General features: G+C 66.6%; 18 protein-coding genes. 11 read left to right on the top strand and 7 right to left on the bottom strand.

All coding sequences use genetic code 11. The features are described from left to right. Positions 1 to 48 precede the first annotated feature (48 nt). From JL100_RS11190 to JL100_RS11145, 10 genes are all read left to right on the top strand, one after another. Positions 49 to 1,143, top strand: a complete 1,095-nt coding sequence (locus tag JL100_RS11190) for an HlyD family secretion protein (RefSeq protein ID WP_323378486.1) — start codon at positions 49 to 51, stop codon at positions 1,141 to 1,143. After that, positions 1,143 to 2,699 (top strand): DHA2 family efflux MFS transporter permease subunit, encoded by a 1,557-nt coding sequence (locus JL100_RS11185; protein ID WP_202679776.1) that lies wholly within the window; start codon positions 1,143 to 1,145, stop codon positions 2,697 to 2,699. The genes JL100_RS11190 and JL100_RS11185 overlap by 1 nt, the downstream gene beginning before the upstream one ends. 291 nt (positions 2,700 to 2,990) lie before the next feature. After that, on the top strand, positions 2,991 to 3,182 hold the full coding sequence (locus tag JL100_RS11180; protein WP_202679777.1) for a hypothetical protein: 192 nt from the start codon (positions 2,991 to 2,993) through the stop codon (positions 3,180 to 3,182). 597 nt (positions 3,183 to 3,779) lie between these two features. Continuing rightward, on the top strand, positions 3,780 to 4,175 hold the full coding sequence (gene sdhC / locus JL100_RS11175) for a succinate dehydrogenase, cytochrome b556 subunit (RefSeq protein WP_323378484.1): 396 nt from the start codon (positions 3,780 to 3,782) through the stop codon (positions 4,173 to 4,175). Positions 4,176 to 4,184: 9 nt separating this feature from the next. Further along, positions 4,185 to 4,586 carry a succinate dehydrogenase, hydrophobic membrane anchor protein gene (sdhD, locus tag JL100_RS11170; RefSeq protein WP_202679779.1) on the top strand — a complete coding sequence of 134 codons (402 nt, stop codon included), beginning with the start codon at positions 4,185 to 4,187 and terminating at the stop codon, positions 4,584 to 4,586. A 7-nt stretch (positions 4,587 to 4,593) separates the two neighbouring features. Continuing rightward, on the top strand, positions 4,594 to 6,384 hold the full coding sequence (sdhA, locus tag JL100_RS11165) for a succinate dehydrogenase flavoprotein subunit (RefSeq protein WP_202679780.1): 1,791 nt from the start codon (positions 4,594 to 4,596) through the stop codon (positions 6,382 to 6,384). Positions 6,385 to 6,476: 92 nt separating this feature from the next. After that, the gene (locus JL100_RS11160; protein ID WP_158045036.1) at positions 6,477 to 7,256 is read left to right on the top strand and encodes a succinate dehydrogenase iron-sulfur subunit; all 780 of its coding nucleotides are present in this window, start codon (positions 6,477 to 6,479) and stop codon (positions 7,254 to 7,256) included. A 272-nt stretch (positions 7,257 to 7,528) separates the two neighbouring features. Continuing rightward, positions 7,529 to 7,747, top strand: coding sequence for a translation initiation factor IF-1 (gene infA / locus JL100_RS11155; RefSeq protein ID WP_037452069.1), 219 nt, complete (start codon positions 7,529 to 7,531; stop codon positions 7,745 to 7,747). A gap of 34 nt (positions 7,748 to 7,781) precedes the next feature. Continuing rightward, positions 7,782 to 8,396 carry a Maf family protein gene (locus tag JL100_RS11150; protein ID WP_202679781.1) on the top strand — a complete coding sequence of 205 codons (615 nt, stop codon included), beginning with the start codon at positions 7,782 to 7,784 and terminating at the stop codon, positions 8,394 to 8,396. Continuing rightward, on the top strand, positions 8,393 to 9,577 hold the full coding sequence (locus tag JL100_RS11145; protein WP_202679782.1) for a ribonuclease E/G: 1,185 nt from the start codon (positions 8,393 to 8,395) through the stop codon (positions 9,575 to 9,577). Before JL100_RS11150 ends, JL100_RS11145 begins: the two co-directional genes overlap by 4 nt. 47 nt (positions 9,578 to 9,624) lie before the next feature. Here the strand turns inward: JL100_RS11145 and JL100_RS11140 are convergent, their stop codons facing one another. From JL100_RS11140 to JL100_RS11115, 6 genes are all read right to left on the bottom strand, one after another. Further along, the gene (locus JL100_RS11140; RefSeq protein ID WP_202679783.1) at positions 9,625 to 10,026 is read right to left on the bottom strand and encodes a DUF1398 domain-containing protein; all 402 of its coding nucleotides are present in this window, start codon (positions 10,024 to 10,026) and stop codon (positions 9,625 to 9,627) included. A 44-nt stretch (positions 10,027 to 10,070) separates the two neighbouring features. Next, positions 10,071 to 10,523 carry a MarR family winged helix-turn-helix transcriptional regulator gene (locus JL100_RS11135; RefSeq protein WP_202679784.1) on the bottom strand — a complete coding sequence of 151 codons (453 nt, stop codon included), beginning with the start codon at positions 10,521 to 10,523 and terminating at the stop codon, positions 10,071 to 10,073. A gap of 139 nt (positions 10,524 to 10,662) precedes the next feature. Continuing rightward, positions 10,663 to 12,159 (bottom strand): L-piperidine-6-carboxylate dehydrogenase, encoded by a 1,497-nt coding sequence (gene amaB / locus JL100_RS11130; RefSeq protein WP_202679785.1) that lies wholly within the window; start codon positions 12,157 to 12,159, stop codon positions 10,663 to 10,665. 39 nt (positions 12,160 to 12,198) lie between these two features. Further along, complete coding sequence (gene xylA, locus JL100_RS11125; RefSeq protein WP_202679786.1) at positions 12,199 to 13,509, bottom strand: xylose isomerase; 1,311 nt, start codon at positions 13,507 to 13,509, stop codon at positions 12,199 to 12,201. An 18-nt stretch (positions 13,510 to 13,527) separates the two neighbouring features. Beyond that, positions 13,528 to 14,712: a Gfo/Idh/MocA family protein gene (locus JL100_RS11120; RefSeq protein ID WP_202679787.1), complete on the bottom strand. Its 1,185-nt coding sequence runs from the start codon at positions 14,710 to 14,712 to the stop codon at positions 13,528 to 13,530. After that, positions 14,709 to 15,782, bottom strand: a complete 1,074-nt coding sequence (locus tag JL100_RS11115; RefSeq protein ID WP_202679788.1) for a sugar phosphate isomerase/epimerase family protein — start codon at positions 15,780 to 15,782, stop codon at positions 14,709 to 14,711. The genes JL100_RS11120 and JL100_RS11115 overlap by 4 nt, the downstream gene beginning before the upstream one ends. Positions 15,783 to 16,050: 268 nt before the next feature. Here JL100_RS11115 and JL100_RS11110 point away from each other — a divergent pair, with 268 nt between their 5' ends. Further along, positions 16,051 to 17,226, top strand: coding sequence for an ROK family transcriptional regulator (locus JL100_RS11110; protein ID WP_202679789.1), 1,176 nt, complete (start codon positions 16,051 to 16,053; stop codon positions 17,224 to 17,226). A 9-nt stretch (positions 17,227 to 17,235) separates the two neighbouring features. Here the strand turns inward: JL100_RS11110 and JL100_RS11105 are convergent, their stop codons facing one another. Next, a complete protein-coding gene (locus JL100_RS11105; protein WP_202679790.1) occupies positions 17,236 to 17,886 on the bottom strand; it encodes a 3-oxoacid CoA-transferase subunit B in 651 nt (216 codons plus the stop codon). Positions 17,887 to 17,889 lie beyond the last annotated feature (3 nt).

Raw genomic sequence — 17,889 nt, 5'->3', positions numbered from 1 at the left:
GGTAGGTCCGGGTGATCCGGGGGGCGGCGCTCTTTGGGGAGTTTATGGATGATGCGCAGGTCGGTTCTGGTCGTGGCGGCTGTCCTGGTGCTGACGGCCGGCGGCTATTTCGGCTGGCAGTGGTGGACGGTCGGGCGCTTCCTGGAATCGACCGACAATGCCTATGTGCACAGCGACATCTCGATCGTCAGCCCGAAGATCGCCGGCTACGTCGCCGATATCCGTGTCACCGATAACCAGGAGGTCGCGGCCGGCGACATCCTTGTCGTGATCGACGACGCCGAGTACCGGGCGCAGGAAGCACAGGCCGACGCGGCGATGGACGCCGCGCGGGCCGCCATCGGCAGCATCGACAGCCGGATCACCCTCGAGCACTCGATGATCGTGCAGAGCCAGGCGACGGTCGCGGGCGCCGAGGCCGACCTGCATCGCGCCCGGCAGGATTACGACAGGGTGAAAAGCCTGGTCAGCGGCGACACGGTCAGCCGCCAGCGGTACGACGCCGCGGAGGCCGACCTCCGAAAGGCCGAAGCTGCGCTGAACAAGGCGATCGCCGGCCTGGCGGCCGAGCACGACCAGCTCGGCGTGCTTCAGGCGTCGCGCAAGGAGGCGGAGGCGAAGCTTCGGCAGGCCGAGGCAAACCTCGACCTGGCGCGGGACAATCTGGGCCATGCGGTGATCCGCGCACCCGTGGGCGGCGTGATCGGCAACAAGGGGGTCCAGCTGGGCCAGTATGTCAAGGCGGGCTCCGCGCTTCTCGCCATCGTTCCCCTCCCCGACGTCTACGTCGTCGCGAACTTCAAGGAAACCCAACTCGCCGGCATGCGGCGCGGCCAGCCGGTCGACCTGTCGGTGGACGCCTTCCCCGGACAGGTGCTGCGCGGCGCCGTCGACAGCTTCGCGCCCGCCAGCGGCTCACAGTTCAGCCTGCTGCCGCCGGAGAACGCGACCGGCAACTTCACAAAGGTCGTCCAGCGCATCCCCGTCCGCATCGCCGTGCCGTCCGACAACCCGCTGGCCGGCCTGCTCCGGCCCGGGCTTTCGGTCGAGGTTTCGGTGGACACCCGGGACGAGGGGATCGGGCCGCTGGCGGCCGGCGGGATCTTCGGAACCGCCGCCGCGGCCGAACCGGGACGCAAGTGATGGCGGCCGAAGCCGCGGGGGCCCGGCGCGTCACGGCGAGGGACTGGATCGGCTTCTTCGCCATGGTCGTGGGCATGTTCATGGCGATCCTGGACATCCAGATCGTGTCGAGCAGCCTGGCGGAAATCCAGGCCGGGGTGTCGGCCAGCGCCGACGAGATCAGTTGGGTCCAGACCTCCTACCTGATCGCGGAAGTCATCATGATCCCGCTGTCGGGCATCCTGGCGCGCGTCATGTCGACCCGCTGGCTGTTCGTCGTGTCGGCGATCGGCTTCACCATCATGAGCATCGCCTGCGCCTTCGCCTGGAACATCGAGTCGCTGATCGTCTTCCGCGCCCTGCAGGGCTTCCTGGGCGGCGCCATGATCCCGACCGTGTTCGCCACCAGCTTCTCCCTGTTCCCGGCGGACCGGCGCGCCGGCGTCTCGGTCATGATCGGCCTGGTAGCGACCATGGCCCCGACCCTGGGGCCGACCCTGGGCGGCTATCTGACGCAGAGCCTGTCGTGGCACTGGCTCTTCCTGATCAATGTCGGCCCCGGCTTGGCCGTGTCCGCCCTGGTCTGGAGCTTCGTCGACGTCGACAAGCCGGACCTGGGCGTGCTCAAGGGGTTCGACCTCCCGGGCCTGCTGTTCATGGCGCTGTTCCTGGGCACGCTGGAGTTCGTGGTGGAGGAAGGACCGCGCAACGACTGGTTCGAGGATCACGCCATCGCGACGGCGGCGGCCGTCTGCGCCGTCAGCGCCGTGCTGTTCTTCCGCCGCGTCCTGACCTATCACAATCCGATTGTCGGCCTGCGCGCCTTCAAGGACCGCAATTTCGCGATCGGCTGCCTGTTCAGCTTCGTCATCGGCGTCGGGCTCTACGGTGCCGTCTACATCATGCCGCTGTTCCTGGACCGCATCCGCGGCCTCAACAGCCTTCAGATCGGCATGGTGATGTTCGTCACCGGAATGTTCCAGTTCATATCGGCGCCGGTCGCGGGCATCCTGTCCCGGAAGATGGACCTGCGCCTGATGCTGGCGCTGGGCCTCGGGATGTTCGGCTTCGGCGTCTATCTCAACTCGATCCTCACAGCCGAGTCGGATTTCTGGGAGCTGTTCGTGCCGCAGGCGGTCCGAGGTTTCTCCCTGATGATGTGCTTCATCCCGATCAACACCCTGGCGCTCGGCACCCTGCCGCCCGACCAACTCAAGAACGCCAGCGGCCTTTACAACCTGATGCGGAACCTGGGCGGCGCCATCGGCCTGGCCGCGATCAACACGGTGCTGATCGACCGCTTCGCCCTCCACATGTCGCGGCTGTCGGACAACGTGACCACCGCCCGGCCCGGCGTCCAGGACATGCTGGACGGCCTGTCCAGCCGGCTGTCCGGCGTGATCGCGGGCGACCCCGACCAGGCCGCGCTGAAAATCATCCACGGCTTGGTCGAGCGAGAGGCCATGGTCCTGACCTTCAGCGACTGCCTGCTGCTGATGGCGTGCGTCTTCGCCGCAGCCTTCCTGTTCATGCCGCTGGTCCGCAAGCCCCGCGCGGCGGTCGAGGGCGGGCATTGAGGCCGCCTCCAGCGCCGCTCCATGCTTCACTCCGCCGCAAGACAAGCCGCACGAAAGTGGTAGTATGCCGGCCACTCACGCCATTCACTTATAGTTAATTTCTTTAACGCTATAAGTCAGTGGCAACCAGCCGATATTCGCCGAAGCAGAACCGCAGGTAAGCCGTGCGACTATTCACGGTCCGCCGTGGTCCGCTTCACAGGCAAACGATCTGTTCAAGGCCAGGATGTCGGTAACGGTCCGATGGACACACACCAACGGACGCCGGCATTCTTTCGGAGATTAAGTGTTATGGCACAGTCCGTGACCCGCGCGCTCCAAGCTATCAAGCGTTATGTCCGGGATCCCGACCAGATCGACCAGGCGATACTTGCCTCGATCAACATCACGCTCTGCCTTGCCTCCAATGGCGATGATCGCGTCGCCGAAGGTTTCAACAACGATATCCTGACCAACGGCAAACGGTTCCGCGCCCACTCGTGATAGAATCCCGGACTGCCTCTGGCGGCGGGGCAACCCTGCCCTACGGGGTTCGAGGTCTCCCAGGGTTGGGCGCGACGGAATACAACCGGGTTTTCCGCAGTGCGATCGTAAAAAAATGCCCACTGGCGCAAATGGTCGCGGCCCCTCCAAGGCAGATCCGGTTTCAGCGGCAACGATGCCCATAATTCCGCCACACTGATATAATAAATTGCCATATCGTTAGTGGTGCGCCAGTCCGGTTCAATAAAACCGACACATATTGGCGATCGCGCTCCAAGAAGGTCGGCTTCTTCCCGCATCGTGGAAAGAGACGAACACCCGTTAGCGGACCGGCGGCAGCACAGGACTATGTCCGCTGCAATCGGATACTTCATGGCTGTGACCACGCACATATCGGCCGTTTGACGTCCGTCCCCGCGGTGTCAGGCTGGGCAACCATTGGAAGCACGGATCATGCTGCACCGCGATGCCGCAGTGCGGTCGAAGCGGCCGGGTGCCGTTGACTCGGTGGGACCAGCGGCGTAAATCAAGCACGCAAAATAAAAATCCGGGTTTTCGCACAGCCGCGCGCGTCGAGTTGCGGCAGCCCAAGCGAGGATGTCAGATATGTCGAACGGCAGTCGGCCGCTTTCACCCCATCTGCAAATTTACCGACCACAGATCACGTCCGTCCTTTCCATTTCGCACCGCGTGACCGGCATCGGGCTTGCGGTGGGCACGATACTGATGGTCTGGTGGCTGCTCGCCGCCGCCGCGGGACCGGAAAGCTACGCGCGCGCAGCCGGGTTCATGGGATCGTTCTTCGGCCTGCTGCTGCTGTTCGCCTGGACTTTCGCGATGTGGTTCCATTTCTGCGCCGGCATCCGGCACCTGGTCTGGGACACGGGCTACGGCCTGGAGCTCCCCCAGGTGTATCTCGGCGGCTGGATCGTGATCGGGGCCGCCGCCGGCCTCACGATCCTGACCTGGATCGCCGTCCTGATTGCCTGGTGAGGAAGACAGATGGCTAGCACAAGCTCAAATCCCGGCCTCCGCACCCAGCTCGGCCGCGTCCGCGGCCTCGGTTCGGCCAAGGCGGGCTCGCATCACTGGATGATGTCACGGCTGACGTCGATCGCCCTGATCCCGCTGACCCTGTGGTTCGTGTTCGGGGTGCTGAGCATCATCGGCGACGGCCATGCCGCCGCTGTCCAGTGGCTGCAGTCGCCCTTCTCCGCGATCATGATGATCCTGTTCGTCGGTGTGACGTTTCACCACACAGCCTCCGGTATCCAGGTCGTCCTGGAAGACTATGTTCATAACGAATGGGCGAAGGTCGTAGCGATCGTCGTGGCGAAGTTCCTGTGCTTCGTCCTGGCGGTCGCCGGCATCTTCGCCGTTCTCAAGATTGCATTCGGAGGCTGAGGCAGCGATGGCGAGCGCCTATCAGATTATCGACCACACCTACGACGTCGTCGTCGTGGGAGCCGGCGGGGCCGGCCTGCGGGCCACCTTCGGCATGGCTGAAAAGGGCCTGAAGACCGCCTGCATCACCAAGGTGTTCCCGACGCGCAGCCACACGGTCGCGGCGCAGGGCGGCATCAGCGCGGCGCTGGGCAACATGGGTGAGGACGACTGGCGCTGGCACATGTACGACACCGTCAAGGGGTCGGACTGGCTGGGCGACCAGGACGCCATCGAGTACATGTGCCGGGAGGCGATCCCCGCGATCATCGAGCTGGAGCACTACGGCGTGCCGTTCTCGCGCACGGCCGAGGGCAAGATCTACCAGCGCGCGTTCGGCGGCATGACCACCAAATTCGGCGAGGGCCGCGCCTACCGCACCTGCGCCGCCGCCGACCGCACCGGCCACGCGATCCTGCATACCCTGTACCAGCAGTCGCTGAAGCACGAGGCGGAGTTTTTCATCGAGTATTTCGCGCTCGACCTGATCATGGACGAGGACGGCGTCTGCCGCGGCGTCATGGCCTGGAACCTGGACGACGGCACGATCCACCGTTTCCGCGCCCACATGGTGGTGCTGGCGACCGGCGGCTACGGCCGGGCATACTTCTCCTGCACTTCGGCCCATACCTCCACCGGCGACGGCAACGCCATGGTCCTGCGGGCCGGGCTGCCGCTCCAGGACATGGAGTTCGTGCAGTTCCATCCGACCGGCATCTACGGCGCCGGCTGCCTGATCACCGAGGGCGTGCGCGGCGAGGGCGGCTACCTGACCAACTCGTCCGGCGAGCGCTTCATGGAGCGCTATGCTCCTTCCGCCAAGGACCTGGCGTCCCGCGACGTGGTCAGCCGCTCGATGACGATCGAGATCCGCGAGGGCCGCGGCGTCGGCGCCAACAAGGACCATATCCACCTGCACCTGGAGCACCTGGACCCGGCGGTGATCCACGAGCGGCTGCCCGGCATCGCCGAGACCGCGAAGATCTTCGCCGACGTCGACGTCGCCAAGGAGCCGATCCCGGTGCTGCCGACCGTCCACTACAACATGGGCGGCATCCCGACCAACTACCGCTGCGAAGTGGTCCGGCCGACGCCGGAGAACCCCGACCAGGTCGTCCCCGGCCTGATGGCGATCGGCGAAGCCGCCTGCGTGTCGGTCCACGGCGCCAACCGGCTGGGTTCCAACTCGCTGCTCGACCTCGTCGTGTTCGGCCGGGCCGCCGCCATCCGCGCGTCGGAGATCATCGAGAAGGGCGCGTCCCATCGTTCGCTTCCGACGGGCAGCGCCGAGCTGGCGCTGGAGCGTTTCGACCGTCTGCGCCACGCCAAGGGCGAGGTCCGGACGGCCGACCTGCGTGCCGAGATGCAGCGCAACATGCAGAACAATTGCGCCGTCTTCCGCACCGGCGAGGTGCTGGAGGAAGGCGTCCAGTTGATGCAGGCGGCCTGGGCGAAGCGTCCGCACGTCAGCATCACCGACCGCACCATGGTGTGGAACTCGGACCTTGTAGAAGCCCTGGAGCTTGACAATCTTATGTATCAGGCGGTCGTGACGATGAACTCGGCCGCGAACCGCACGGAAAGCCGCGGGGCCCACGCCCGGGAAGACTATCCGGACCGCGACGACGAAAACTGGATGAAGCACACCGTCGTCAGCATCGACGAGAGCGGCAAGACGACTTTCGAGTTCCGTCCCGTCCATCTCTACACGCTGACCAACGAAGTCCAGGTGTTCCCGCCGAAAGCGCGCGTGTACTGACCTGACAGGCCACAACAAGGCCGGGGCGGCATCGGCCGTTCCGGTTCCGGGCCGCGGCTGGCGGCGGGCAAGGTATTCGAGGATTTGATACGATGGTTGAGTTCGCGCTACCCCGCAATTCGCGGATCACGCCGGGCAAGAGGGTCTCGAACGCTAAGGGCGCCAAGCGCGCCAAGAATTTCAAGATCTACCGGTGGAACCCCGAGGACGGCCAGAATCCGCACCTGGACGAGTTCGAAATCGATCTCGACAAGTGTGGACCGATGGTGCTGGACGCCCTTATCCACATCAAGAACGACATCGACGGAACAGTCGCCTTCCGGCGGTCCTGCCGCGAGGGCATCTGCGGCTCGTGCTCCATGAACATCGACGGCGTCAACACGCTCGCGTGCCTGAAGCCGATCGAGGAAGTGAAGGGCGACGTCGCGATCTACCCGCTGCCGCACATGAAGGTGGTCAAGGATCTGGTCCCCGACCTGAGCCAGGTGTATGCCCAGTACACCTCGATCAAGCCGTGGCTCCAGACCCAGTCGGCCACCCCGCCGGACCGCGAGCGGCTGCAGAGCCCGGAAGAGCGCGAGAAGCTGAACGGCCTCTACGAGTGCATCCTGTGCTTCTGCTGCACCACGAGTTGCCCCAGCTACTGGTGGAACGGCGACCGCTATCTCGGCCCGGCCGTCCTGCTCCAGGCCTATCGCTGGATCGCTGACAGCCGTGACGAGATGACGGGCGAGCGGCTCGACCAGTTGGAAGACCCCTTCCGCCTGTACCGCTGCCACACCATCATGAACTGCACCCGCACCTGCCCAAAGGGTCTCAATCCCGCCAAGGCGATTGCGGAAATCAAGAAGCTGATGGTCGAGCGACAGTAAGACCGGAAGCTTCGGCCCGGCACGGTGTCCCGCGGCGCCAGCGCCGTCTCCGCACACGGGCGGAGACGGCGCTGGCGCTGTCATCTTTCAGGGGCCTCTCCTTCCGGAGGGCCTTTTGCGGGGAAGCACTTTGTGGCGGGTTTTTGTCGAATGGGCAGTATCGTTTTCCCGCGCATCGGCCTATTGTGCGCCCGCGCCGGGAAACCGCTTGACCCGCGTGGTTCCGGCGATCACTTATCTCCGCGGAATCTCCTGAACGGACCAAAGGACTTATGGCAAAAGAAGATCTGATCGAATTCTCCGGCACCGTCATGGAACTGCTCCCGAACGCCATGTTCCGGGTCAAGCTGGATAACGACCACGAAGTGCTGGCGCACACCTCGGGCAAGATGCGCAAGAACCGCATCCGCGTGCTCGCGGGCGACAGGGTGAATGTGGAAATGACTCCCTACGACCTCAGCAAGGGCCGTATCACATTCCGCTTCAAGTGACCTGCCGCGTCGGACAGACCGTGACCTTCACGTCATGACAGTTCCACCGGCATCTAACACGCTGGTGCTCGCCTCTGCCTCGCCCCGGCGTCTAGACCTGCTGCGCCAGATCGGAATCGATCCGGCCGGCATCGACCCGGCAGACCTCGATGAAACCCCGTTCCGCGACGAACTTCCCGCCCAGCATGCCGCAAGGCTCGCTGCCGAGAAGGCTGCCGCGGTGGCATCGCGCCATACCGGCAGTTTCGTGCTCGCGGCGGATACGGTGGTGGCCTGTGGTCGCCGCATCCTGCCCAAGGCCGAGACCGAACAGCAGGCCCGCGCCTGCCTGAAGCTGCTTTCCGGCCGCCGACACCGCGTCTATGGCGGCGTCACGCTGGTGCTGCCCGACGGGCGCAGCCTCGATCGTGTCGTGCAAACCGCCGTTACCTTCAAGGTGCTGAGCCTTGAGGAGACGGAAGACTACATCGCGTCGAACGAGTGGCAGGGCAAGGCGGGCGGTTACGCCATCCAGGGGCGCGCCGCGGCGCTGGTCCGCTGGATCGGCGGTTCCTACAGCAACGTCGTGGGACTGCCGCTGTTCGAAGTTTCCAACATGCTGCGCGGCGCGGGCTTCGTACCCGCCTCCCCGTCTCCCGTTCCCACGTGACCGGCCCGTCCCGGGACATCGAGATCCTGATCGATCGTGCCGGACCTCTCCTGCGCGCCGCGGTGGTCGAGGACGGACGGTTGACCGATCTCCATATCGACAGCGCCGTCCGGCCAAGCCGACTGGGAGAAATCGTGCTGGGGCGGGTGGACCGGATCGTCACCGCCCTGAACGGCGCCTTCGTGGATATCGGCGGTACTGCCGGCCTGCTGAACAATGCCGATCTGCGCACGGCAGCCCCCACGAGCCGCAAGGCGGCGCGCGCCGGAACCACCCTTCGGGCCGGCCAGCCGGTACTGGTCCAGGTCAAGGCGGAGCCCGGCGGCGGCAAGGGGCCATCCCTGACCATGGACGTGACCCTGCCCGGCCGGTTCCTGGTGATGACCCCGTTCAAGCCGGGCATCTCCATCTCCCGCCGGCTGGCGCAGGGCGACGCGCGGGGCCGGCTTTCCCAGATGATCTCCGAGATCACCGGCGGCCTGGGCGGTGGCTGGATCGTCCGCGGCAGCGCCCTCGGCGTGGAAACTGAATTGTTGGCGTCGGAAGCCGAAGCCCTGGCCTTGGCCTGGAGGCAGATCGAGCGGCAGGTTGCCGGGGATCCGCCCCGGACCCTGAGTACGGGTTCCTCGGCCGCGGTGCGCGCCGTCGTCGAGACCGGCGGCCGGCGCATCGCTCGCATCTACGTGTCCGATGCCGCCATCAGGGGCGAACTGGCGGACTTGGCTCCCGACGCCGCAGCGCTGGTAGAGATCCGGCAGGAAGCCCTGTTTGATCGTTACGATATCGAAGGCGCGATCCGGGAGCTTTCCGGCCGCACGGTCCCGCTCCCCGGCGGAGGCAGCCTGGTGATCGACCGGACGGAGGCGCTGACCGTGATCGACGTCAATGGCGGAGAACGCCCGAACGCCCTGGCGACCAATCTCGACGCGGTGGAAGAGATCGCCCGGCAACTCCGCCTGCGCAATATAGGCGGCATCGTCATCGTGGATTTCATCAACATGACTGCCCGTCGGGATGTCGAGCACCTGCTCGGCGCACTGGGCCAAGCCACCGCCGACGACCCCGCCGGCGTCAACGTGTACGGCATGTCGAAGCTCGGTCTCGTCGAACTGACTCGCCAGCGGCGCGGCCCGCCGCTGTCCGATCTGCTGGCTTCCTGTGGAGTCAGTCGATCGGACTGAGATCCGCCTCGGGAGCCCGCTCGGCCCGGCGTCCAAGCGTTCTGGAGTCAATTCGGGAAATGCTCGACATGGATCTCGGCCATACGGCTGAAATAGACCACGCGGCGACCGGAGAACGAGACGATGTACCCCGCGCAGCCTGCCGCTTTCACCTCCTCGCAGAATCCCGAGTAGCTGTAGTCGGGACCATTCGCCTGCGCCCACCGCACCAACGACTCGACCCTGGCGGGATCCAACGTGGGCGCAACGGCCCCGGGTGACGGCGGCATATCCAGCATCACGCTGTCGCCATCCGGCAGATAGTAGGTCTGGGTGTTGCGCCGATAGTCCACCGCGTAGCCCTCGAAGCCGGCGGCAATCAGTTTGCCGACGATCTCAGGAAAGCTGACGCTGCCGTCATGGGCTGCGTGCAGACAAGCGCTGGCAATGGAGATCCTTTCCGCGTCCATGGCGCAGATCCTTTCACATCTGGATGGTCGATAAATTCGGCGGATCAATCCACCGGAGTGTTCATCAATCCCCGCCTTGCGGCGAGGTTCTTCAAAGTACGATCGAGTGCTTCACGCTCTCGTGCCGTCAGCGTCCCGAAATACTCGGCGTCGTTTTCGTCGGCCAGCGCCGCCAGGACCGGTACTTTTTTTCGCCCGGCTTCCGTCAGGGACAGGCTGTGCGCCCGCTTGTCGCCTGGGTTATCCGTGCGTGAAAGCAGTCCTTTCTCAAGAAGACGTTCGGCAAGCTTGCTGATCGCGCCCTTCGTCATTCCCATCTTTTCAGCCAGGACCGAGGGCGCCATCGCATCGGCATCATGGAGCGCGCGCAGGAAGACCCATTCCGCCACCGTAACCCCCTCGTCCGCGACCTTGCGGGCGAAGTCCTGCGACACCGCGTTGGAAACTATCCGTAGCCAATAGCCGGTATGGGCAGTCACGTCTGAAACGGTCGGCACCTATCGCCTCCACCTTGTTGACTAGGAAACTAGCCGAATTAAGTTTCCTAGTCAACTTGTATTCCGCGTCACACGGGGAATGGCAGGAGGGCGCTTTCCGCCCGCCCTCCCGTACCGAAAGCGTGATACTCGCCGGGGTTCAGCCGAACACGATGCCCTGCGCCAGCGGCAGCGCGTCGGAATAGTTCACCGTCGCGGTCTGCCGGCGCATATAGGCCTTCCAGGCGTCCGAGCCCGACTCGCGGCCGCCGCCGGTTTCCTTCTCGCCGCCGAAAGCGCCGCCGATCTCCGCACCGCTCGGGCCGATATTGACGTTGGCGATGCCGCAGTCGCTGCCGCCGGCGGACAGGAACCGCTCGGCTTCGCGCAGGTCGGTCGTGAAAATGCAGGACGACAGCCCCTGCGGCACGTCGTTCTGCAACGCGATCGCCTCGTCCAGGGCGTCGTAGCGCAGGATGTAGAGGATTGGGGCGAAGGTCTCGTGCCGCACCGTGTCGGTCTGCCCCGGCATCTCGACCAGCGCCGGCTCGACATAGAAGGCATCCGGGAACTCGTCGGCCAGCACGCGCCGGCCACCGGTCACGCTGCCGCCTTCGGCCGTCGCGCTTTCCAGCGCGCGGGCCATGCCTTCGAATGAGTCGCGGTCGATCAGCGGCCCGACCAGCTTGGACTTGTCCAGCGGATTGCCGATGGGGATCCCGGCATAGGCCTGCCGAAGCCGCGGAACCAGCGTGTCGTAGACGTCGGAATGCACGATCAGCCGGCGCAGGCTGGTGCAGCGCTGCCCCGCCGTGCCGACCGCGGCGAACAGGATCGCGCGGACCGCCAGTTCCACGTCGGCCGAGGGCGTCACGATCATGGCGTTGTTGCCGCCGAGCTCCAGGATCGAGCGGGCGAAGCGCTGTGCGAGGCGGGGCCCGACCTCGCGGCCCATGCGCGTGCTGCCGGTGGCGCTGACCAGCGCGATGCGCCGGTCGTCCACCAGCCGCTCGCCGATCTCCCGGCCACCGACCAGCACCGAGGACAGTCCGACGGGAGCGTCGCCGAACCGCGCCACTGCGCGCTCGAACAGGGCTTGGCAGGCGAGCGCCGTGATCGGGGTCTTCTCCGACGGCTTCCAGACCACCGGGTCGCCGCAGACGATGGCCAGCGCGAAGTTCCAAGACCAGACCGCGACCGGAAAATTGAAGGCGGAGATCACGCCGACGGCACCCAGCGGATGCCAGGTCTCGCTCATCCGGTGGCCCGGACGCTCCGAAGCGATGGTCAGCCCATAGAGCTGGCGGGACAGGCCGACCGCGAAGTCGCAGATGTCGATCATCTCCTGAACTTCGCCATAGCCTTCCTGGATCGACTTGCCGCACTCCAGGGTCACGAGGCTGCCCAGCGCCTCCTTGTGGGCGCGCAGCTCCTCGCCCAGCAGGCGGATCAGCTCGCCGCGCCGGGGAGCCGGCACCAACCGCCACGTCTTGAAGGCTTCCGCCGCGGCGGCGATCTTGTCATCCGCCGTCTCGGGCGTGTCGTCCCTCAAACGGCCGATCTCCGTGCCGTCGATCGGGCTGCGGACGATGCGGGTACCGCCCTGAAGCAGCTCCGCGTCCAAGTTCAGGGCGGCGGCGATATCCCGCAGTTTCATGGTGTCGGCTCCTCGTTTTCCTCAGGCGTGGACGCCACCCTAATACCTGTTAACCAGGTTCTCCAGATACTCCTGCCGGCCGGAGCGGGGTTCCGGTTTCAGGTTCCGGTCGCGGGCCAGCTTGGCGAGATCGCCCAGCCCGACACGGCCGTCCAGGATGTCGGCCCCCAGCCCCTCGTTCCAGCCGGCATAGCGGTCCGCGACATGGAAGGCCAGCTTGCCGTCCCGGATCATCCGCTCCGCCATCAGCAGCCCGCGCGCCAGCGTGTCCATGCCGCCGATATGGGCGATGAACAGATCCTCCGGGTCGATGGACTGCCGCCGCACCTTGGCGTCGAAGTTGAAGCCGCCCGTGGTCAAGCCACCGGCCGACAGGACATGGTACAGGGCCAGCGCCGCCTCCCGGTCGTCGTTGGGGAACTGGTCGGTGTCCCAGCCGTTCTGCGGGTCGCCGCGGTTGATATCGAAGCTGCCCATCAGGCCGTTGGCGATGGCATAGGCGACCTCGTGCTCGAAGGAATGGCCGGCCAGCGTCGCGTGGTTGACCTCCAGGTTCAGCTTTATCTCGTTCTCCAGCCCGTACTTCCGCAGGAAGGCGTGGACCGTCGCGGCGTCGTGGTCGTACTGGTGCTTGGTCGGCTCCATCGGCTTCGGCTCGATCAGGATCGTGCCCTTGAAACCGATCCGGTGCTTGTGCTCGACCACCAGGGACATGAACCGGCCGAGCTGGTCCAGCTCCCGCTTCATGTCGGTGTTGAGCAGGGTGTCATACCCTTCCCGGCCACCCCACAGCACATAGTTCTCGCCGCCCAGGCGGTGCGTCATCTCCAGTACCCGAGCGACCTGCGCCGCAGCGAAGGCGAAGACCTCCGGGTCGGGGTTGGTCGCCCCGCCGGCCATGTAGCGCCGGTGCGAGAACAGGTTGGCGGTCCCCCACAGCAGCTTGACGCCGGTACGGTCGATGCCGTCCCGCATCAGTTCCTCGATCCGGGCGAGGCTGGCGTCGCCCTCCGCGATGGTCTCCCCCAGCGGGGCCACGTCGGCGTCGTGGAAGCAGAAGAACGGCACGCCCAGCTTCTCGAAGAACTCGAAGGCGGCATGAAGCTTCAGTTCGGCGTTCTCCAGGGTGTCCGCCGCCTGCCAGGGCCGGTCGAAGGTGCCGGCGCCGAACATGTCCACGCCGGGCCAGCAGAAGGTATGCCACCAGCAGACGGCGACCCGCAGATGGTCCTCCATACGCTTGCCCAGCACCAGGCGGTCGGGTTCGTAGTGGCGGAACGCCAGGGGATCGTCGGATTCCGGTCCCTTGAAGGGGATGCGGCCGATAGTCTCGAAATACGGGGCAGTCATGGCTGAAGCTCCGGCGGATCAATGGGTCGAAAGCGCTGTCCAGGCCGCGTTGTTGCGGCTGGAATCGATGGCGGCGGAGATGAAGCGAACTCCGCGCACGCCCTCTTCGACGGTCGGCACCAGCAGCGAGGCCGGGTCGGGCTCGCGGCCCTCGATCCGTGCCGCGACCTGTTCGGCGATGTCGCTGTAGATCTGTGCGAAGCCCTCCAGGTAGCCCTCGGGATGGCCGGCGGGAATCCGGCTGGCGTGCGCCGCCGCGGGGCCGGAACCCGGGCCGTTGCGGGTGACCAGCTGCGGCGGCTCGCCGAACCGGGTCACGCGCAGGTGGTTCGGCTGCTCCTGGTGCCATTCCAGCCCGGCCTTGTCGCCGAAGATCCGGAGGCGCAAACCGTTCTCATGGCCGGGCGCCACCTGGCTCGACCACAGCATGCCCCGCGCCCCGCTGCTGAAGCGCAGCAGCATGTTGACGTTGTCGTCCACCCGCCGTCCCTCCACGAAACTGGAAAGATCGGCGGCGATCTGGGTGCAGTGGAGGCCGGAGACGAACTCCGCCAGGTTGAAGGCATGGGTGCCGATATCGCCGATGCACCCTCCCCCGCCGGTCTGCGCCGGGTCGGTCCGCCAAGCCGCCTGCTTCTGGCCGGTCTCCTCCAGCGAGACGGTCAGCCAGTCCTGGGGATACTCGACCTGGACGACCCGGACGGTACCGAGCCCGCCTTCGGCCACCAAGGCGCGGGCGTGCCGGACCATCGGGTAGCCGGTGTAGTTGTGGGTCAGGGCGAACAGCCGTCCGCTCGCCTCGACCGCCGCCGCCAGATCCTCGGCCTGCGCCACCGTCGCGGTCATCGGCTTGTCGCAGATCACGTGGATGCCGGCGTCCAGGAAGGCGCGGGCGGCGGAATGGTGCAGATGGTTGGGCGTCACGATCGCGACGGCGTCGATGCCGTCACGGCGCCCCGCCTCGGCCCGCGCCATCTCGGCGAAGTCGGAATAGGCGCGGTCGCCCGCGATGTGGAGATCGGCGGCGCTGTCCCGCGCCCGCTGCGGATCGCTGGAGAGGGCGCCCGCGACCAGTTCCCACCGGTCGTCCAGGCGCGCGGCGATGCGATGGACCGCGCCGATGAAGGCGCCGCGCCCGCCGCCGACCATGCCGAGCCGGAGGCGCCGCTTCGGCGCCCCGCCCTGGCTGCCTTCGATCGTCATGGCTGTCCTCCCGCGCGGTCGAGGCCCAGCATGCTGCGGTTGGCGGCATCGTCCGTGCCGGCCTCGGCGAAGTCGTCGAAGGCGCGCTCGGTCACCTCGATGATGTGCGCCTCGATGAAGGCCGCCCCCTCGGCGGCACCCTGCTCCGGATGCTTCATGCAGCATTCCCATTCCAGCACGGCCCAGCCGTCGAACCCGTACCGCGTCAGCTTGGAGAAGATGCCGGTGAAATCGACCTGCCCGTCCCCCAGCGAGCGGAACCGCCCTGCGCGGTCGATCCAGGGCTGGAAGCCGCCATAGACACCCTGGCGCGGCGACGGGTTGAACTCGGCGTCCTTCGCGTGGAACATCCGGATACGCTCGTGGTAGACGTCGATGTAGCCGAGATAATCGAGCTGCTGGAGCACGAAATGGCTGGGGTCGTACAGGATGTTGCAGCGAGGATGGCCGCCGACCCGCTCCAGGAACATCTCGAACGTGACGCCATCGTGCAGGTCCTCGCCCGGATGGATCTCGTAGCAGAGGTCGACGCCGGCCCGGTCGAACTCGTTGAGGATCGGCAGCCAGCGCTTCGCCAGTTCGTCGAACGCCGTCTCGACCAGCCCCGCCGGCCTTTGCGGCCAGGGGTAGAGATAGGGCCAGGCAAGCGCGCCGGAGAATGTCGCGTGCGCCGTCAGCCCGAGATTGCCGGAGGCCTTGGCCGCCAGCTGGAGCTGTTCGACCGCCCATTGCTGGCGCGCCGCGGGGTTGCCGCGCACTTCCGGAGCCGCGAATCCGTCGAACGCCAGGTCGTAGGCGGGATGGACGGCGACAAGCTGGCCCTGGAGGTGCGTAGACAGCTCCGTCAATTCGACGCCCGCCTCGTTCAGGATGCCTTTGACCTCGTCGCAATAGGTCTTGCTCTCCGCCGCCTTGGCGAGATCGAACAGGCGGGCGTCCCAGGACGGGATCTGCACGCCCTTGAAGCCATGTTGCGCCGCCCAGCCGGCGATGCCTTTGAGGGTATCGAACGGCTCGGAGTCTCCCGCGAACTGGGCGAGAAAGATGGCCGGTCCCTTGATCGTCTTCATCTGGTCGGGTCCTCCCGGGGATGGAGCGGACTGTCCGCGAAGCGTAGCCGCTTGGCGCCGTGCCGCCATATCGACAACGGACGCAGGGAGGGAATGGTGCGGGGATGGCTCTGCTGGCGCGGGTCTGTGCGCGGCACTGGCGTTTCTCCCTCCCGTTCGATGGGGCGGCGTCTTGTGTGCGCTCGGTCTCAAATTAGATAGACCATCGAACAAAAATAAGCGTAGCCTAGAGTTTAGGCATGGTCAAGCAGGCGAGGAGAACATCGCCGTGTCAGCCCGGGTGAACTCGGCATTGATTCGCCAGATCAATCTGGCGCGCGTCTTTCACGCCCTGCGGGAGCATCCGGAAAGCTCCCAGCGCGATCTCGGCAAGCTCACCGGCCTGGACAAGGCGACGGTCTCGACGGTCGTCGCCCAGCTGCAGGATCTGCGGCTGGTCGAGCGGTCGGAACAGAGCAAGGCGCGCCGGGTCGGCCGGCCGGAAACGGCGCTGTCCATTCCAAGGAGCGCCGGCGTGCTGGTCGGCATCCGGCTGGAGCCCGCAACGATCCGGGTCGTCACCACCACCCTCGCCGGCGAGGTGCTCGGCCATTGCCAGCTTCCGGGCAGCCTGGACATGAAGGCGGCGCTGGTCACCCTGCGCAAGGCGGTCGATCGCGAGATCGCGGAGATCGGCGAGACCTGGTCGTCGGTCCGGGCCCTGGGCGTGGGCATACCCGGACTGATGGACCGGAACGGCACCCTGATCCTGGCGCCGAACCTCGGTTGGCGGGACGTGCCGATCCGCGCCATGCTGGAGGAGATCTTCGACTGTCCGGTCGAGGTCGACAACGACACCAAGGCCGCCGCCATCGCCGAGCGCCTGTTCGGGCTGTGCCGGGAGACGGACGATTACGTCTATCTGACCGGCGACTCGGGTGTCGGCGGCGCGCTGGTGCTGGGCGGCCGCGTCTATCGGGGCGCCGGCGGTTTCGCCGGGGAAATCGGGCACACCAAGGTCTCGCCGGAGGGGAGGCGATGCGGCTGCGGCCGGCGCGGTTGCCTGGAGACCTATGTGTCGGAAGCCGCGATCCTGCGTACCCTGGCGGACCGGGGCATCGACGCGGCCGACATCGGCGCCGTCGCCGGCTTGGCGGCGGAGGGCCGGGCGGGGGTCCGGGAGCTGCTGGACGAGGTCGCGCGGCACCTGGGATTTGCCCTGTCCAACATCGTCAACATCCTCAATCCGGGGCTGATCGTCCTGGGCGGCAACCTGGCTGTCGTCGGCGCCCATATCGTGCCCGGCCTGGAGCGGGCTATTGCCGAGCATGCGCTCGGCCCGCCCGCGGCGGGCGTCAGCGTGCGGGTTTCGCCCCTGGGCGAGGATGCCGTCCCGATGGGCGGCATCGCCCTGGCCCTCGACGGGTTCCTGGCGCCTCCCCGCCTGTCGATCGCGCGCGGCTGACGCCGGGCGTCACACCGCCATCACGGGCACATGGTCCGGCACGATCAGTTCGGCCTCGGTCGCCGCCAGCACCTCCGCGACGGTGACGCCGGGTGCCGTCTCCCGCAGCTCCGGACCGTCATCGGTAAAGCCGATCACCGCCATGTCGGTCACCACCAGGCTGACGCGCCGCACCGACGTGAGCGGCAGGGTGCATTCCCGAAGGATCTTCGGGGCGCCCTTGGCGGTGTGGGTCATCGCGACGATCACCCGCTTGGCTCCCGAGACCAAGTCCATGGCCCCGCCCATGCCGGGGATCATCTTGCCCGGGATCATCCAGTTGGCGAGCCGCCCCAGCCGATCGACCTGGAGGCCGCCGAGCACCGTGACGTCCAGGTGGCCGCCGCGGATCAGGCCGAACGACATGGCGCTGTCGAACGCCGCGGCCCCCGGCAGGGCGGTGACGAAGCCGCCGCCCGCGTCGGTCAGGTCCGGGTCCTCCATGCCGTCGGGCGGCACCGGACCCATGCCGAGCAGTCCGTTCTCCGACTGGAAGAACACCGTGACGCCGGCCGGCAGGTGGTTGGACACCCTGGTCGGCATGCCGATGCCCAGGTTGACCAGGGTGCCCGGCTTCAGCTCCTGGGCCACCCGCTTGACGATGATGGTCTGCGCGTCCATGGC

This window comes from Skermanella mucosa (assembly GCF_016765655.2).
Lineage (GTDB): Bacteria > Pseudomonadota > Alphaproteobacteria > Azospirillales > Azospirillaceae > Skermanella > Skermanella mucosa.
The sequence above is the reverse complement of the archived record's forward strand: the minus strand, read 5'-3'. Positions and strand labels throughout refer to the sequence as shown.

Excerpts from the sequence above, each read along its gene's own strand:
- JL100_RS11190 (WP_323378486.1), top strand. The coding sequence starts at position 49 with ATGATGCGCAGGTCGGTTCTGGTCGTGGCGGCTGTCCTGGTGCTGACG.
- JL100_RS11185 (WP_202679776.1), top strand. The coding sequence starts at position 1,143 with ATGGCGGCCGAAGCCGCGGGGGCCCGGCGCGTCACGGCGAGGGACTGG.
- JL100_RS11180 (WP_202679777.1), top strand. The coding sequence starts at position 2,991 with ATGGCACAGTCCGTGACCCGCGCGCTCCAAGCTATCAAGCGTTATGTC.
- sdhC (WP_323378484.1), top strand. The coding sequence starts at position 3,780 with ATGTCAGATATGTCGAACGGCAGTCGGCCGCTTTCACCCCATCTGCAA.
- sdhD (WP_202679779.1), top strand. The coding sequence starts at position 4,185 with ATGGCTAGCACAAGCTCAAATCCCGGCCTCCGCACCCAGCTCGGCCGC.
- sdhA (WP_202679780.1), top strand. The coding sequence starts at position 4,594 with ATGGCGAGCGCCTATCAGATTATCGACCACACCTACGACGTCGTCGTC.
- JL100_RS11160 (WP_158045036.1), top strand. The coding sequence starts at position 6,477 with ATGGTTGAGTTCGCGCTACCCCGCAATTCGCGGATCACGCCGGGCAAG.
- infA (WP_037452069.1), top strand. The coding sequence starts at position 7,529 with ATGGCAAAAGAAGATCTGATCGAATTCTCCGGCACCGTCATGGAACTG.
- JL100_RS11150 (WP_202679781.1), top strand. The coding sequence starts at position 7,782 with ATGACAGTTCCACCGGCATCTAACACGCTGGTGCTCGCCTCTGCCTCG.
- JL100_RS11140 (WP_202679783.1), bottom strand. The coding sequence starts at position 10,026 with ATGGACGCGGAAAGGATCTCCATTGCCAGCGCTTGTCTGCACGCAGCC.
- amaB (WP_202679785.1), bottom strand. The coding sequence starts at position 12,159 with ATGAAACTGCGGGATATCGCCGCCGCCCTGAACTTGGACGCGGAGCTG.
- xylA (WP_202679786.1), bottom strand. The coding sequence starts at position 13,509 with ATGACTGCCCCGTATTTCGAGACTATCGGCCGCATCCCCTTCAAGGGA.
- JL100_RS11120 (WP_202679787.1), bottom strand. The coding sequence starts at position 14,712 with ATGACGATCGAAGGCAGCCAGGGCGGGGCGCCGAAGCGGCGCCTCCGG.
- JL100_RS11115 (WP_202679788.1), bottom strand. The coding sequence starts at position 15,782 with ATGAAGACGATCAAGGGACCGGCCATCTTTCTCGCCCAGTTCGCGGGA.
- JL100_RS11105 (WP_202679790.1), bottom strand. The coding sequence starts at position 17,886 with ATGGACGCGCAGACCATCATCGTCAAGCGGGTGGCCCAGGAGCTGAAG.